The 16,495-nt window shown below is 42.3% G+C and carries 9 protein-coding genes; 7 read left to right on the top strand and 2 right to left on the bottom strand.

The window, feature by feature from the left end:
* Positions 1-160 precede the first annotated feature (160 nt).
* The 7 genes from RDN93_RS14940 to RDN93_RS14910 all read left to right on the top strand — a co-directional run bounded on the left by RDN93_RS14940 (position 161) and on the right by RDN93_RS14910 (position 14,632).
* The gene (locus RDN93_RS14940) at positions 161-1,372 is read left to right on the top strand and encodes a glycoside hydrolase family 88 protein (RefSeq protein ID WP_279120234.1); all 1,212 of its coding nucleotides are present in this window, start codon (positions 161-163) and stop codon (positions 1,370-1,372) included.
* A 362-nt stretch (positions 1,373-1,734) separates the two neighbouring features.
* The gene (locus tag RDN93_RS14935; protein ID WP_024986110.1) at positions 1,735-4,878 is read left to right on the top strand and encodes a TonB-dependent receptor; all 3,144 of its coding nucleotides are present in this window, start codon (positions 1,735-1,737) and stop codon (positions 4,876-4,878) included.
* Positions 4,879-4,895: 17 nt separating this feature from the next.
* Positions 4,896-6,728, top strand: a complete 1,833-nt coding sequence (locus RDN93_RS14930) for a RagB/SusD family nutrient uptake outer membrane protein (protein WP_308746256.1) — start codon at positions 4,896-4,898, stop codon at positions 6,726-6,728.
* A 38-nt stretch (positions 6,729-6,766) separates the two neighbouring features.
* Entirely contained in the window at positions 6,767-9,529 is a 2,763-nt protein-coding gene (locus RDN93_RS14925) for a SusC/RagA family TonB-linked outer membrane protein (RefSeq protein WP_308746255.1), read from the top strand.
* A gap of 22 nt (positions 9,530-9,551) precedes the next feature.
* Positions 9,552-11,225 (top strand): RagB/SusD family nutrient uptake outer membrane protein, encoded by a 1,674-nt coding sequence (locus RDN93_RS14920; RefSeq protein ID WP_308746254.1) that lies wholly within the window; start codon positions 9,552-9,554, stop codon positions 11,223-11,225.
* A 293-nt stretch (positions 11,226-11,518) separates the two neighbouring features.
* A complete protein-coding gene (locus tag RDN93_RS14915) occupies positions 11,519-13,069 on the top strand; it encodes a sulfatase (RefSeq protein WP_308746253.1) in 1,551 nt (516 codons plus the stop codon).
* An 81-nt stretch (positions 13,070-13,150) separates the two neighbouring features.
* Positions 13,151-14,632, top strand: coding sequence for a glycoside hydrolase family 30 beta sandwich domain-containing protein (locus RDN93_RS14910; protein ID WP_308746252.1), 1,482 nt, complete (start codon positions 13,151-13,153; stop codon positions 14,630-14,632).
* Between the two features lie 265 nt (positions 14,633-14,897).
* Here the strand turns inward: RDN93_RS14910 and RDN93_RS14905 are convergent, their stop codons facing one another.
* Positions 14,898-15,347: a GatB/YqeY domain-containing protein gene (locus RDN93_RS14905; RefSeq protein WP_308746251.1), complete on the bottom strand. Its 450-nt coding sequence runs from the start codon at positions 15,345-15,347 to the stop codon at positions 14,898-14,900.
* Positions 15,348-15,383: 36 nt separating this feature from the next.
* Positions 15,384-16,495: cell division protein FtsZ (locus tag RDN93_RS14900; RefSeq protein ID WP_308746250.1), on the bottom strand; the 1,112-nt coding region annotated here is incomplete at its 5' end.

The raw sequence follows: 16,495 nt of genomic DNA, 5'->3' as shown, positions 1-16,495 counted from the left end.
ATTATTGTTCAATTTATGTATTATTTTGTCCATTTTGCCCCATTGGGCTCGTTTTGTATGTTTGGGATTCCTTTCATGGATATATATAACCCCTCCAATGTTATTTCATTTTTTATTTTTGTTTGGTAAAGTTGATAAATTAATGAAATATTGATTGTTTATGAAAAATAATATTTTAACTCGTACGTGTATTGGTCTTTTCCTCTTTTCTGTGTTTGCTTGTGTGGGAGCTGAAAGACAGAAAGATTTCCTTTCGACGAATATAGAGTATGCCGCTGTCCAATATGGTTTACAAATAGATGCTCTTGAAAAGAATGATAAAATCTTAATACCTCGTACAGTGAACGCTAAAGGAGATATGGTGTATGCACGTCGTGGTTGGGATTGGACTCTCGGCTTCTTCCCAGGAAGCCTTTGGTATTTGTATAATCTTACCGATAATGAATACTGGAAGCAGAAAGCAGAGAAATGTACCGAATATTTATATAAGGAACAATATAATACTTCACATCATGATATCGGTTTTATCATAGGTTGCAGCTTCCTCAACGGCTTGCGTATGGGAGGTAAAGAGGAATATAAGCCGGTCGTAGTACAGGCGGCCAAATCCTTGTCTACCCGTTTTCGTCCGAATGCGGAGATCATTCAGTCTTGGAATACCGACAAAGGACGTCCGTTAAAGATGGGATGGAAATGTCCGGTGATTATTGATAATCTGATGAATCTGGAACTTCTGTTTGAAGCCACCCGGTTGTCCGGTGACTCTACCTATTATAATATAGCTGTTTCACATGCCGATAAGACCTTGAAGAACCATTTCCGGAAGGATGGAAGTTCGTATCATGTGGTAGACTATGATCCGGAAACGGGAGAAGTGCTTAAACGTTGCACGGCACAAGGATATTCCGATGAATCGGCATGGGCACGAGGACAGGCTTGGGCTATTTATGGTTATACAATGTGTTATAGGTATACACATTGTCAGGCATATCTGAATCTGGCGAAGAAGGTGTATGAGTTTATATTTACCAACTCAAATCTTCCCGAAGATTTGATACCTTACTGGGATTTCGATGCCTTGAATATTCCAAAGGAACTGAGGGATGTGTCGGCTGCTACTATTACGGCTTCCGCACTGTATGAGCTAAGTGCCTTCTCAAATAATAAGGAATATAAAGAAACAGCAGATAAGATAATGAAAACGCTGTCTTCTCCGGCTTATCGTGCTGAAATTGGTGAGAATCATTATTTTCTGCTGATGCATTCAGTGGGTAGTTTCCCGGACTGCGCTGAGATAGACGTTCCTCTTAGTTATGCCGACTATTATTATCTGGAGGCTTTGAGACGTAAAAGAGATTTGGAAAAAGGGTGAATATATCTAATTGTGAAAACATGTTTTAAATCTTTTTTTCTGTTGTAATAGAGTTGTGCTTTCTCTGTGCAAAGCGCTATAAACCGGGGGACTATGGATTTGCAACGAAATAACTACAACTCTGCGTACTTGATGATGGGAGGAGACTTGCCGTAATATGGGGCGTTATTGTTTGGTTATGGGGTGTTTTTGTACATAAATACCTTATTGTTGATTGTGTATAATATGCTACCTTCTTGTGAATAATAGATGGCTCTCAATGTCTAAAATCTATTTAATTTTGTGAATTATTGATAGAACCTTTTTAATAATATATTTTATAATTCTTAAATTTAAAAGAGATGGAAAACTTCTTCTTTCCAATGAAGATACCTCAGAGACAGGTATGGCTATTGGCGACGTTTTTGTCATTTGGGCAAATGGCTTTCCCTATAGGAAATAGTGTGTCGGGAGAGGCCTCTGTTGCAAGTTCTATTGTGCAACAGAACCGCAGAATGATTACCGGAACAGTGACTGATAGTCACGGTCCGGTAATTGGTGCCAGTGTAATTGTAAAGGGAACTACCAGCGGGGTTATTACTGATGTGGATGGTAACTTTAAACTGGAAGTTCCGATAGGTGCTACTATCGTTATATCTTATGTGGGATATAAGGATAAAGAAATAAAGTATACCGGAGAATCCACCTTAAAAATCGAACTGAATGAAAATGTTCAAGAGTTACAGGAAGTACAGGTAGTGGCTTATGGTGCTACCAAGAAAGTGACGGTAACAGGAGCAATGTCGTCTATTACAACAAAAGACGTATTGAAAAGTCCGGTATCAAGTATTGGTAATGCATTGGCAGGTAAAATGCCAGGTTTGTCTGCCATCCAGACTTCCGGTCAGCCGGGTAGTGACGATCCCACAGTATATGTGCGTGGTGTGGGATCATTGAACGAATCCATGTCTCAGCCTTTGTTTTTGGTGGATGGAGTAGAACGCAGTTTCTTCCAACTCGATCCTAATGAAGTGGAAGATATTACGGTATTGAAAGATGCTTCTGCAACGGCTGTGTTCGGGGTACGTGGTGCTAATGGCGTTATTTTGGTGACAACCAAACGCGGGCAGGAAGGGAAAGCGAAAGTTAGCTTCTCTACTTCATTTGCCTTACAGACACCTACTCGATTACCTGATTTTGCTAATAGCTATGAATATGCCACGGCATATAATAACGCCCAGCTTCACGATGGATACACCGAAGCCCAGCTGGCGTTCAAACCGGAAGCTATTGAAGGGTTTCGCACTCACAGCAATCCGTTGGCTTATCCGGATACGGACTGGATGGACTATTTGGTACGTAATACGGCTCTACAAACGCAACATAACTTGACTATTTCGGGCGGTTCGCAGAGAGTGCGCTATTTCGCGTCACTCGGTGTATTTACTCAGGACGGGCTCTTTAACTGTTATCAAAAAGATTATGATGACAATTACAGCTACAATCGCTACAATTATCGTTTGAATTTGGATGTGGATTTGACAAAGACTACACAGCTTCGTGTGAATGTGGGTGGACGTGTCAATGACAAACACACTCCAGGTGTGGATGGAGAATCGGGCCTGTCCAGTATTGAGACTATTTTCCGTGGTATTTATTGGGCTGTTCCATTTTCCGGTTCAGGTATCGTGGACGGAAAATGGGTGTGGGCGGATGCGCGTAATATTTCTAGTTCTTTCGGTGATATGCGTGATGCCATGTACACTTATTACGGACGAGGTTATGATGTGACTTATGGTAATACGCTGAATTTCGACTTCTTGTTAGAACAGAAGTTGAACTTTATAACCAAAGGCTTGAAAGCTCATGTGAAAGGTGCTTATAATAGTTCTGTTTCTCTCACTAAAAAAAGACGTGGTAAAACTCCTCATTACGAGCCGTTGATACAATCCGACGGATCGGTACTGCTTCGCCGTGTGGATGAAGAAAATATATTAGGCTATGAAGAAGCTATCGGCCGTGGTAAGGACTGGTATGTGGAAGCTGCCCTGAACTATAAACGTGACTTTGGCAAACACCACGTTTCGGGACTTGTAATGTATAATCAATCTATCACTTATTACCCTAGCGGGCCTTCGGCGTTTTTGTCAATTCCGAGAAGTTATATCGGTTTGGTGGGACGTGCTACTTACGACTATAACACCCGTTATATGTTCGATGTGAATATGGGATACAACGGATCGGAGAACTTTGCTCCGGGCAAACGTTTCGGTTTGTTTCCCGCGTTCTCTGTGGGTTGGGTGATATCAGAAGAGAATTTCATGAAGCCGGTAAAAACTTTTATGGACTACCTGAAAATGCGTGTATCTTATGGTATCGTAGGTAATGATCGTGTGAGTGATAAGTCCCGTTTCCTCTATCTGCCGGACGTATACAATGCTTCCAATGGTGGTTTCTACTTCGGTAGTGGCAGTTCTATTACTACAGGTGCCAACGAGGCAAAGAAGGGAAATCCTAATGTGACTTGGGAAACGGCTGCTAAACAGAATTATGGTGTTGACGCTTATTTCTTTAATAGCAAATTGAAGGTGAACTTTGACTACTTCATCGAACACCGCCGTGATATCCTGACTTCCCGTGGAACTGACCCCGGTTATTTGGCTGTGACGCTTCCTACCGCTAACATCGGTAAGGTAGACAATAAGGGATATGAAATCAATGTGAATTGGAGAGATAAAATTAACAAATTGAGATATAATATCGGATTTAATATTTCGCGTACCAAAAACAAGATTATTTATATGGACGAGGTGACTTATCCGTATGCTTATATGCAACGTACCGGTAAATCTGTCGGTCAGCATTTTGGTCGTAAGTTTGCCGGGTATTTCTCCGAGGAGGATGTGGAACGATATGCCACCGAAGGACATGGAGGTATTCCTGATCATGGCATTACTCCCAAGCCTGGCGATGTGATGTATATGGACTTGAACGGTGATAAAAAGATAGACCAGAATGATATTACCGCTATCGGTAATACTAACTATCCGCAGTTGTCATATGGTATCAACTATGGTATTTCTTACAAGGGATTTGACATCAGCATGACTTGGGCGGGGGCTGCCAAGACTTCACGTATGTTGGACGACGTTTTCCGTTATCCTTTTGGGCAGACTAACCAACGTTCACTGATGAAATATTTTGTTACCGATACCTGGACACAAAAGGGGAGTGCGGCTAAATATCCCGCTATCTCGTTTGTGAACAGAAGTAACAATTACTATGACTCTGATTTATGGTTGCGTGATGCTTCTTACTTACGTCTGAAGAATGTGGAAGTGGGTTACAGTTTCTCCAAGAAAATTTTGAATAAGATGCATTTAGGCAGTTTGCGTGTATATGCTACCGGTTATAACCTGCTTACATTTGATAAATTGGACGTGATAGACCCGGAGTCGAAATCTGCTGCAAGAGCTAATTATCCATTGGTGATGGTTATCAACTTTGGTTTGAAAGTAGGTTTTTAATTAAAAAATAGAATGATATGAAATCACTTACAAGATATTTTCAAGGATTGGTGTTGGGGACTTTACTGATTACCACAATATCATGCGAGGACTTTGCGCTGGGTGAAAAATTCCTTCAGAAACCTCCTAGTTCGGATGTTACCATTGATACCATCTTTTCTACAGCGGTATATGCGCGTCGGGTGCTGTGGAATAGTTATGGTAATTTGCCATACGCATTTTGGGCAAGTAACAGTTATGGTTTTTCCACCAATATGTGGTTTGGAATTCAGGAAGATTTGACGGATTTGTGTAATTCAGCTTTGACTTGGGATGGTCCTAATAAAGTTTATTACAGTGGTGCTTACAATGCCGGTTCGGAAGAGGCGTCCGATGGAGACGGAGCTACCAAATACGGCTTTACCCGGCGTAATAGCTGGAAAAGTATCCGCATGGCTTGGGTGTTTATAGAGAATGTAGACCGTGTGCCTGATATGGATGAAGCTGAGAAGTTGCGTTTGAAAGCGGAGGCTAAAATTGTGATTGCTACTCAATATGCCGAGATGCTTCGTCACTTTGGTGGTCTGCCTATTGTAGACCGAGCTATTTCCGCAGAAGATGGTTTGGGATTTCCTGCCCGTGCCACTTTGCAGGAGACCGTAAATTTTATCGTGAGATTGCTGGATGAGGCTATTGATTGTAAAGAGCTTCCCTGGAATGTTACTGAAGAAGAATCTGACAACTGGAGTGGCCGCCTGACCCGTGCTTCTGCTATGGGATTGAAAGTGCGTGTACTTTTGTTTGCTGCAAGTCCCTTGTTTAATAATGAGATGCCTTATTATGAGGGCGAAGCTTCCGAAAAATTGATGACTTGGTTTGGGGGATATGACCAAAAACGTTGGGAAGATGCCGCAAAAGCAGGCGAAGACTTTTTTAAGGCATTGAATAAGGAAGGTTTCTACGATTTGGTGAAAGGGGGAGAACCGCGTATGGCATTCCGTGACGCTTACTATACACGAGGTACGACAGAATCATTGATTTCGGTACGCCGCCATTATAAGACCAACAATATCGGGGGGATCATGCAAAGTGCACGTTGGGGTGCTTGGGGAGTTACCAAGGAGTACTTCGATATGTTCCCTATGGCAGATGGAAGCGATTTTGACTGGAATAATCAAGAACATGCTAAAAATCCGTTTGTTAATCGTGACCCTCGTCTGTGTGAAACTATTCTGTTGGATGGTGACAAGTTCGGTAGCGGTGTGGCTGCTATATATCGGCAATATTCAAAAGATAAGACAAATTATCCGAAAGGTGAACATTATAATAATAAAAGTGTCAACCTGGATGATAAAGGGCTAACTACTAACGGTCTGACAGCACGTAAGTTTTTACTCGACCGTCAAGGGGAATGGAGTGGTCGTGTCATTCAGTGGCCGTTGTTGCGTTTGGCTGAGGTCTATTTGTCATATGCTGAGGCGTTGAATGAATGTAATCGTACCGGTGAGGCTTATTCTTATATCAATGCGGTGAGAAATCGTGTAGGTCTGGGTGATTTGAAGGCAGGTTTGAACAAGGACGAATTCCGTGAAGCAGTACTTCGTGAACGTGCCTGTGAATTTGGCTTTGAGGAAGTTCGTTTCTATGATCTTATTCGCTGGAAACGTGAGACGGACTTTACTAAACATCTGCATGGTCTTTATTTCTATAAGCATAAGAAAACAGGAGAATATCTGTTTGAGTTCCCGCAACTGAAAGAAAGAGCTTGGCAGAAGGCCGGTGGCTTCTCTCCGAAGTGGTATTTGAGTGCATTCCCTCCCAAAGAGGTGAACAAAGGGTACGGATTGGTTCAAAATCCTGGTTGGGAATAACATAATATATTATTGAATAAAGTAATCATACTATCCTTATGGAAAAAAGTATAAAGCTAATCATTACAGGGCTGCTGTGTTCTTCCATTGCGGCAGCTCAGGTAGCAGACAGCATACAGCATTACGGACGGGGTATCTCGTTCAGCAAGAAGGAAGCGACTACCGCCGGTGGCATGGCTACGGCTGATGAATTGGGTCACCGTACCAGTACGGTAGCCTCCAACGCTTTGTTTGGACTGATTCCCGGTCTTCAGGTTTTGCAGAATGGAGGGAATGAATGGGAAAACGGTGCTACACTTTATGTACGCGGTGTAGGTACTACTAGTAGTAAGAGTCCGTTGATATTGATTGATGGTTATGAACGTAGCATCGATAATCTTGCTGTGCAAGACATCGAGTCTGTCAGTGTACTGAAAGATGCCGCTTCACTGGCGCTTTATGGTATGCGTGGCGCTAACGGTGTGATTCTTATCACTACCAAACGTGGTCATGTGGGGAAACCGGTCATTACCTTCGACTATGAGTTTAAGATGGGTACACCACACCGTTTACCGGAATTTGTGGATGGTTATACTTATGCTCAGGCCATGAATGAAGGCTTGAGAAATGACGGTACCACGACACCTCGTTACAGCCAGCGTGAGTTGGATGCTTTCCGTGACCAAACTTATCCGGAATTCTATCCTAATGTGGATTGGATGGACGAAGCACTTCGAGACCATAGTTTCGGTAACAATGTGAATTTTTCCCTCCGTGGAGGTGGTGATGTTGTACAGTATTTTACTCAGCTGAATTACCTGAACGACAAAGGTATTTTGCAACCAACCGAGGAGAATGAAGGGTATTCTACGCAGTTTAAGTACTCTAAACTGAACTTTATGACCAATCTCGACATTAAGTTGGGAAATACCACTAAATTGCAACTTAATATGCGTGGTAACTTTGCGGAGGATAATCGTCCCTATACCACTACCGCTGACATATTCGATATGTTGTATAAAGTTCCGTCGGGTGCTATGCCTGTCAAGACTTCCAGTGGTCGATGGGGAGCAACTTCTATTTATGGCAGCAACCCGATAGCTATGATTTCTGATACGGGTTATGAACGTGGGCAGACTCGTAACCTTTATGCAGACATAAACTTTGCACAGGACTTGAGTTTCATTACTAAAGGTTTGTCTGCTACCGCACGTCTGGGCTTTGACAACGAGGCACGGTATTGGGAACGCAACCAGCATAAGTACGCAACCGAACAGGCTACTATGGGGTGGGACGGTGAAGAAAATTCTTATAAGAAGTTGACCGAAGAGACTGCTTTGGACTTTAGCAGCAGTATCAAGGATGTAGTTCGTCGTCTGACTATTAATGCGCAGGTGAATTATGACTGTACCTGGAATGCTGAACATAAGCTGAACGCTACTGTGCTTTATAGCATGGACAAGCTGATGAAGCGTGGTCAGAATACGGGTAGAGCCTTTATGGATATTGTGGGGCAAGTCCATTATACTTATAAGAACCGTTACTTGCTGGATTTCTCTTTGGCGGGTTCTGCGTCCAGTATTCTTGATCCGGATGATCGCTGGGGGATTTTCCCTTCGGTAGGTGCAGGATGGATCCTTTCAGAAGAAAATGCTTTGAAGGCTGACTGGCTGAATATGTTGAAACTTCGTGCTTCGTATGGTACTGCAGGCCGTGCTGACTATGGTGTACAACTTTTCCGTGGTTCATATAGTGGTGGTGGAAGTTATTATTTTGGTGAAACACCGGCTTCCATCAGCGGTATGAAAGAAGCTCGTCTCGCTGTAGATGGGTTAACTTATGAAAAGTCACATAAGTTGAATGCGGGTATTGATTTTATGGCATGGAATCGTCTTTCTCTATCAATAGATGGCTATTATGACCATCGTACAGATATTCTGGTAGATGGTGATGGTGCTCTTTCTTCCGTACTAGGTATTGCAGCTCCTGATATAAACAGTGGTATTGTGAACAGCTATGGTGTGGAAGTTGCGGCTAACTGGAATGATAAAATAGGAAATGTTACTTATCAGTTAGGCGGTCAATTCAGCTTCAATCGTAATAAAATTAAGGAGATGAATGAAGTGTATCGTCCATATGATTATTTGAAACGTACCGGACACTCTGTAAACCAGTATTTTGGTTATGAAGTGGAAGGGATTTATCAGAGTTGGGATGATATTGAAAAACGTGAAGTGAAGCAGATATTGGATGAAGTACGTCCCGGTGACTTGAAGTTCAAAGATCAGAACGGTGATAAAGTAATTGATGAATATGACCAGGTAGCATTGGGATATAATAAAATTTGTCCTGAGATTTACTACGGTTTCAGTCTTGGTGCCGAATACAAAGGATTAGGATTTATTGCCTTGTTCCAGGGGGGTGCCAATTATAGTCAAATGCTTGATACACGTAGTATCTATCGTCCGCTGGTAAACAATAATACCGTATCTCAGCATTATTATGACAATCGTTGGACGGACGGTAATCCCGATGGAAAGTATCCTCGTCTCACTTATAATGGTTCCAAGAACAATTATAATACTAATTCCTTGTGGGTAGCTGACGCCTCGTACCTGAAGTTGCGTACATTGGAAGTGTATTATGATTTACCGCAAAGGTGGGTAAACAAGTTACCCGGTGTAAATCACATGAGACTGTTTGCCCGTGGACACGATTTGTTCAGCATTGACAAAATGGACGGTGTGATAGACCCCGAAATGACAACTACCGGCCATCCGTTGATGACTCAATATACATTTGGCGTTAATTTACGTTTCTAATAATTTAAGCGAAATGAAACTTATGAAATTAAAACATATAGCATTACTTATGTCGGTCTGCATATTGGGCGGATGTGACTTCATGGACTGCGATGAGTCAAACGATTACCAAAAGGAAAACATCTTTACGAGCTTTGAACGTTCCAAGAAGATGGTGACCAATATTTATAGTTATTTGCCTCAAGATTTTTGTAATACGGAAGGTGCTATGCAGGATGCGGCTACAGATGATGCCGTACATGTGTACAAGTCTTCAGCTATTCATTATTTTGTAAACGGTACTTGGTCGGCTAATCGACTCGTAGATAATGTATGGAGTAAATACTACACAGCCATTCGTGCCGCCAACCTTTATCTGAAGGAGGCTGAGGGGCAAATTTTCGAGGACTGGGAAAATGCAGAGAAGTATAAGGACATGATGAAGGAATTCAACAACTTTCCTTATGAAGTACGCTTTCTTCGTGCGTTCTATTATTTTGAATTGATTAAGCGTTATCATGATGTGCCGTTGGTTACTACTGTTCTCACTCAGGACGAGGTGAATAACTTGAAGCGTGAAAGTTGTGATTTGGTAGCGGACTTCATTGTAAAAGAGCTTACAGAAATTACTGCTGAAGGCAAACTGCCTATTACTTATACAGAAGGTTTTGCCAGCAAAGATATTGGCCGTATCACTCGGGGAGCAGCCTTGGCTTTGAAATCCAGAGTTACGCTTTACATGGCAAGTCCCCTCTATTCGGAAGATAATGCCGAAAAATGGAAGAAAGCTGCGTCCGCTGCTTATGAAATCATCGGTAATGTTTCAGAGTTGGGGTATACACTGGTGGATGATCTTACGGCTCAGTTCCGTAAAGTGAACAACACATGCGCTGAAGTGATCTTAGCCCGTGGTGTAGGTGAAACGGGAGATTTTGAGAAAGCCAATTTCCCCATGGGAGTAGAGGGTGGAAAAACTTCTACTTGTCCCACACAGAATTTGGTAGATGCTTTCGAGATGAAAGACGGTTCCAAATTTGACTGGAATGATCCTACTATGGCAGCCAATCCTTACAGTAACCGTGACCCGCGTCTGGCAAGAACCGTGGTTTACAATAATATGAATTGGTGTGGCGCCCCTCTTCAGATATGGGAAGGCGGTGCTAATGGACTTCCTCTGACTAACGCTACTACTACAGGGTATTATCTGTACAAGTATCTTAATCCCAATATCAGCTTTGCGTCAGGTTCTACTACTACTAAAGCGCAACATAACTGGGTCTTGTTCCGCTATGCCGAAATATTGCTGAACTATGCGGAAGCAATGATAAATGCTTTTGGAAATCCTGATTATGCAGATGCGGATTATCCTATGACTGCCCGCGAAGCTGTGAATAAAGTGCGTGCGCGTGGTAAGGTAGAAATGCCTCCTTATCCTGCAGGTATGAGAAAAGCTGATTTCATTGAACGCTTGAAGAACGAACGACGGGTGGAATTTGCTTTTGAGGGACATCGTTTTTGGGATGTGCGTCGTTGGAAGGATTTGGATAAGACTGCTGATATTTATGGTGTGAAAGTCATAAAGAACGAAGCTGGTAAGTTTGAATATTCCAAGTTCCTGATGGAAACCAGAACCATTACGGACAACTTGTATTTCTATCCGATTTCTAATACGGAGAAATACAAAAATCCTAATCTGGGACAGAATCCGGGTTGGTAATAGTTTTTTGAATGTGTGATAATAGGTAAGATTGTCTTTGGGATCTCAAGACAAGATGTATATAACACGGCCCTACGCTACTTTTATAGGGTATAGGGCTGTGTTATTAGTTTATAGTATACACATTGGTACGACTTCCTTCATTTGGAGTGCAAGTAGATTAAATGGTGGGAAGTGAGAATTTCGCTTTTCAATACCTTGATAAGATTGTTGAATTACAGAATGTTCCTCGTTGAGTTAGCTTTAGTCAGAAGAAGTGATATGGAATAGTCTTTGTCTAAATTAAAATAGAAATGAAACGAATTTTACACAAACTTATTTGGAGTCTTCCTGTAACTCTTTTTACAGGAATGTGTACACAGGTTGTTGGACAGGAACAACGACCGAACCTAGTCTATATTTTCCCGGATCAATATCGGTTGAATGCATTGAGCTTATGGAGCGATCCGGCATATCGCAATGTGCTGAATACGGTAGGTGATCCGGTTCATACTCCTAACCTGGACAGGTTGGCAAAACAGAGTGTTGTTTTTAATCGGGCGTGCAGTACTTGTCCGTTGAGTAGTCCTCATCGTGCCATGTTGATGACAGGCGCATTTCCGGAGAAGAATGGAGTGCCGGGTAATTGCCATGTGAATAACCAGAATGGTATTCCCGACAGTTTGGTTTGTTTCACAGATGTACTTGCGACAGCCGGTTATGAAACGGCCTACGTGGGAAAAACGCATTGGCATCGTACAGAAGCTTTGTTTGACAAGGAAAACAATTATGTGGGTACAACCAAGGAGCCCGGCGGACATTGTGTATATCCATACGATACCTATATTCCCGAAGGAAGAGGACGCAAGAGTAATAAATATTGGTTTCAGCAGTTGAAAGACAGTCACTTTAACGCTACAGCCTATTCCAATCGCCCGGAACTGGTGGGTGGACAGAAGGATGGTGAACCGTTTCGTTATCGTCGGTTTACTTCGGAAGTGGAGGCGGATGTAGTGATAGGCTATCTGCGGAATAAACAAGGGGAGCGGGATGCTTCTAAACCTTTCAGCTTATTTTGGAGTATAAATCCGCCTCACACACCTTATCATAGACTTACGGATTGTAAGGAAGAGGTGTTTAACCAATATTACAAAGATTTGAAATCGGAAGAAGTCTTGCTTCGTCCCAATGTGAAGTTTGGTGAGGGTACACAAGTGAAAAACTTGGAACAACTGACATTTCAGGCTAAAGTTTATTTCTCTTTAGTGAAGAGTGTGGACGAAGAAATAGGTCGTGTGTTAAAGGTTTTGGACGAAGAAGGTTTGACGGACAATACTATTTTAATATTTGCCGCTGATCACGGAGAAATGATGGGTAGCCACGGACGTATGGCGAAGAGTGTGATTTACGATGAATCGTTCTCTATTCCGTTCTTTATACGTTATCCCGGTCGATTGAATCCGGGGGTAAACGATCTGATGTTAGGTGCTACGGACATTATGCCGACTTTATTGGGTATGATGAATCTCGAAGACAAACTTCCTGAAACTGTGAAAGGAAAGGATTATTCGCAAGGCATTCTTACTGGTAAATATAAGAATGTAAAGAAACCTGTTTCTCAATTCTTCTATCAGCAGAAAGAAAAAGGTGTGCGTACCGACCGTTATTCGTATTTGGTGACAATAGATGGAAATTATCAGCTTTTTGATAATCTGAAAGATCCGTACCAAATGCATTCTTTGAAGATGGAAGAGATTCCGGCAAAGCAAGCGAAGTTACTGAGAAAGGAACTTGGAAACTGGTTGAAAGTGTCGGAGGACAGTTGGGGTAAGGAACAAAAATTCCCTGATAGGATAACGTACTAAAAATGATATGATGTAAAAACTAATATTGCATAAATTATCATCTATCTAACCTACTTTGAATCATTGCTAAATAAAATACTAATGAAAATGAGTTTAAAGAAATTATGTGTGTTAGGAAGCCTGTTAGCCAGTTTTTCTAACATATACGCTCAATCCTTTATTTGGATTAGCAGTACAGATAATAATGTCTGGAAAGAAGCCAAAACCAAGTTACAAGCAAATAGTCAAAATATCCCTTTATTGTCAGCAAACGGTACTGAAAATATTCAGATATTCAAGAAGTGGGGAACTTGCTTTAATGAATTAGGTTGGGATGCTCTCAATATGTTGGCTCTTGAAGAACAGGATATTATTTTAAACAAGCTGTTTTCTCCTGATGGAGATTTGCGCTTTTCCATGGGACGTATTCCTATGAATGCTAATGACTATGCCCGCAACTGGTACAGTTGTGATGAGGTGCCAGGAGACTTCCGATTGAAATACTTTAATATAAACCGTGATAAAACAACATTGATACCCTATATAAAAAGAGTTCAACGTATTAACTCTGATATGACTTTTTGGGCTTCTCCCTGGTCACCTCCTTCTTGGATGAAAGTCAATCATTACTATTCTGTGAGAAGCAATGCCGAAGTGAACCAATTGCCGGCTAAGCATGAAATAGCTCTTTATGAAGGTACTGACAATGTGAATAAGACATTTTATCCCAAGCAAGTAGCTGTCAACGACTATTTTATTCAAGATCCTCGCTATTTGCAAACTTATGCCAATTACTTCTGCAAATTCGTATCTGCTTATCAGGAAGAAGGAGTTACTATTTCTCGTGTAATGTTCCAGAATGAGCCGTGGGCTTATTCCATCTATCCGGCTTGTGCGTGGACTCCGGAAGGCATTATTCGTTTCAACGTGGAATATTTTGCACCGACTATGAAGAAACACCACCCCGATGTTCAGGTGTATTTGGGTACGCTCAATACAAACCGCATTGAATTGGTGGAAAAGGTGCTTTCTGATCCTCGCATGGAGGATGCTGTTGAAGGTATCGGTTTCCAATGGTGGGGTGGACAAATTCTTCCTGAAATCCGCAAAAAGTATCCCAATTATAAGTATATGCAAACTGAGAATGAATGTGGTTCCGGTACATTCGACTGGAAAGCGGCCGAACATACTTTCAACTTGATCAATCACTATTTAGGAAATGGCTGTGAGGAATATACTTTCTGGAATGCTATCTTGTGTGATGCAGGAACAAGTGGCTGGGGCTGGAAACAGAATGCATTAATTCGTGTAGACTCAAAGACCGGTTCTGTCACTTATACTCCTGAATATTATGCAGTAAAACATTTCAGTAACAAGGTGGTTTCGGGAACTAAAGTATTACAGTATAAAGAAAAAGGTGAAGATAAACTACCTGCTATTATATTCCTTACACCGGAGAATAAATATTTGGTTGTAGCCGCCAACTTCAATGATGATCCGAAGAATTTAACTGTGAGGTTAGGTGATAAGTATTTGGATGTAACTTTAGAGGCACATTCGTTCAATACGTTTAGTATGAAATAATTTTTAGCATTTGTAAGTGAATTGTTCCGGACTATAAAAGACTTTTGCGGATATGTTGCAGATAAAGGTATCTGGAACGCTATGACTAGCTGATTATAGATGTATAAAAACTGAAAATGTTGATCGAATAAGAAAAAACGGTTCTTCTTTAAATTTGGTGGTAATTTAGTAAGTCGATAGTATTAATTTATTATTTTCCTAATTAACTTTACCAGCAAATTTGAAGAAGAACCAAAAATTTTTGCAGAGCTTGAGTGAGAGCGGATTATCCCAGAAGTTCTTTCACTTTAGCGGAAATGGCACGTCCTTCTGCAAGTCCTGCCAATTTCTTAGAGGCAACTCCCATCACTTTACCCATGTCTTTACCGCTGGTAGCGCCTACTTCAGCGATGATTTCCTTCAATGCTGCTTCCAGTTCTTCAGCGGACATCTGTTTCGGAAGATACTTTTCCATAACGGCTACCTGACCTAATTCCACGTCTGCTAAATCCTGACGTCCCTGTCCGATATAGATTTCGGCAGAATCTTTTCCTTGTTTCACTAATTTTTGGATAATCTTGAGTGCTGCTTCATCTGTCAGTGTATCGTTAGCTCCCGGAGCAGTCTTGGCTTCCAGGAAAAACTTCTTTATATTTCTCAAAGTTTCCAGGGCAACTTTGTCTTTTGCCTTCATTGCGTTTTTAATGTCTTCGCTGACCTGTTCGAATAAATCCATATCTTTATATGTTAGATGTTTATATGTTATGAGTTATCAGAAAGTGATGACACCGTTATCGTCTGTCGCCTCTTCCGTCGCCACTTCCTCTTCGAGGGCGGCTTTCGTGCGGATTTTGGTCAAAGTCGTTTTGTCACGCATATAGGTTGGGGAGTCTTCCACCATGGCAATGATATCATCATTGTCCAAGTCTTCCGTGTTGAAGAGATAGATATGGCGGCGTTTGCGGAGACTCTTGCTTCCGATGTTGCTGGCACTTTCGCCGTATGCCTTGCGGATACGTTCTTTGTTCTTCTCTTTCTCTTCTTCCAGTTGCAACTGGCGTTCTTCCTCTTCCTGGCTGCGTGCAGCGTGCAGGCTGTCCATACCGGGAACGTCTTCCACACCGAATCCGGTGGCCAGTACGGTAATCTTCACTTTTGTTTCCAGAGAGTTGTCGATGGCGACACCCCAGATAACTTCCACACCTTCGCGGAATTTGCTCATGAACTCGTGTATCTCGTTCATTTCCTCCATCATCAGTTCGGACGACGGACAGAAAGATACGTTCAACATTACTTTCTTGGCGTTGAAGATGTCGTTGTTGTTGAGCAGCGGAGAATGCAGGGCATCGTCGATTGCTTTGGTGACACGGTTTTCACCTTCACCGAATCCGGTACTCATGATGGCTACGCCACCGTCCTTCAGGATGGTTTTGACATCGGCAAAGTCAAGGTTGACCGTACCGCGCATGGTGATAATCTCGGCAATACTCTTGGCGGCGATGGAAAGGGTATCGTCGGCTTTGCCGAAAGCGTTCATAAAGGTGAGGTCGGCGTATATTTCGCGCAGGCGTTCGTTGTTGATAACCAGCAGGGCGTCAACATGCTGGGCGATGCGCTCTACGCCGTCCAGTGCCTGAATGATTTTCTTTTCTCCTTCGAAGATGAATGGGATGGTGACGATGCCGACAGTCAGAATATCCATTTCTTTCGCGATGCGGGCAATGACAGGGGCGGCTCCGGTTCCGGTTCCTCCTCCCATTCCGGCGGTGATGAACACCATCTTGGTGCCGTCGTTCAGTTGGTTTCTGATGTCTTCTATACTCTCTTCAGCGGCGTCGCGTGCCCGTTCGGGACGGTTGCCGGCTCCAAGCCCTTGTGTGATGC

It is taken from the genome of uncultured Bacteroides sp. (genome assembly GCF_902491285.1).
Lineage (GTDB): Bacteria > Bacteroidota > Bacteroidia > Bacteroidales > Bacteroidaceae > Bacteroides.
The sequence above is the reverse complement of the archived record's forward strand: the minus strand, read 5'-3'. Positions and strand labels throughout refer to the sequence as shown.

What these genes read in the sequence shown, in the direction of transcription:
- RDN93_RS14935 (WP_024986110.1), top strand. Translation starts at nt 1,735, where the DNA reads ATGAAGATACCTCAGAGACAGGTATGGCTATTGGCGACGTTTTTGTCA.
- RDN93_RS14930 (WP_308746256.1), top strand. Translation starts at nt 4,896, where the DNA reads ATGAAATCACTTACAAGATATTTTCAAGGATTGGTGTTGGGGACTTTA.
- RDN93_RS14905 (WP_308746251.1), bottom strand. Translation starts at nt 15,347, where the DNA reads ATGGATTTATTCGAACAGGTCAGCGAAGACATTAAAAACGCAATGAAG.
- RDN93_RS14925 (WP_308746255.1), top strand. Translation starts at nt 6,767, where the DNA reads ATGGAAAAAAGTATAAAGCTAATCATTACAGGGCTGCTGTGTTCTTCC.
- RDN93_RS14920 (WP_308746254.1), top strand. Translation starts at nt 9,552, where the DNA reads ATGAAATTAAAACATATAGCATTACTTATGTCGGTCTGCATATTGGGC.
- RDN93_RS14910 (WP_308746252.1), top strand. Translation starts at nt 13,151, where the DNA reads ATGAAAATGAGTTTAAAGAAATTATGTGTGTTAGGAAGCCTGTTAGCC.
- RDN93_RS14915 (WP_308746253.1), top strand. Translation starts at nt 11,519, where the DNA reads ATGAAACGAATTTTACACAAACTTATTTGGAGTCTTCCTGTAACTCTT.
- RDN93_RS14940 (WP_279120234.1), top strand. Translation starts at nt 161, where the DNA reads ATGAAAAATAATATTTTAACTCGTACGTGTATTGGTCTTTTCCTCTTT.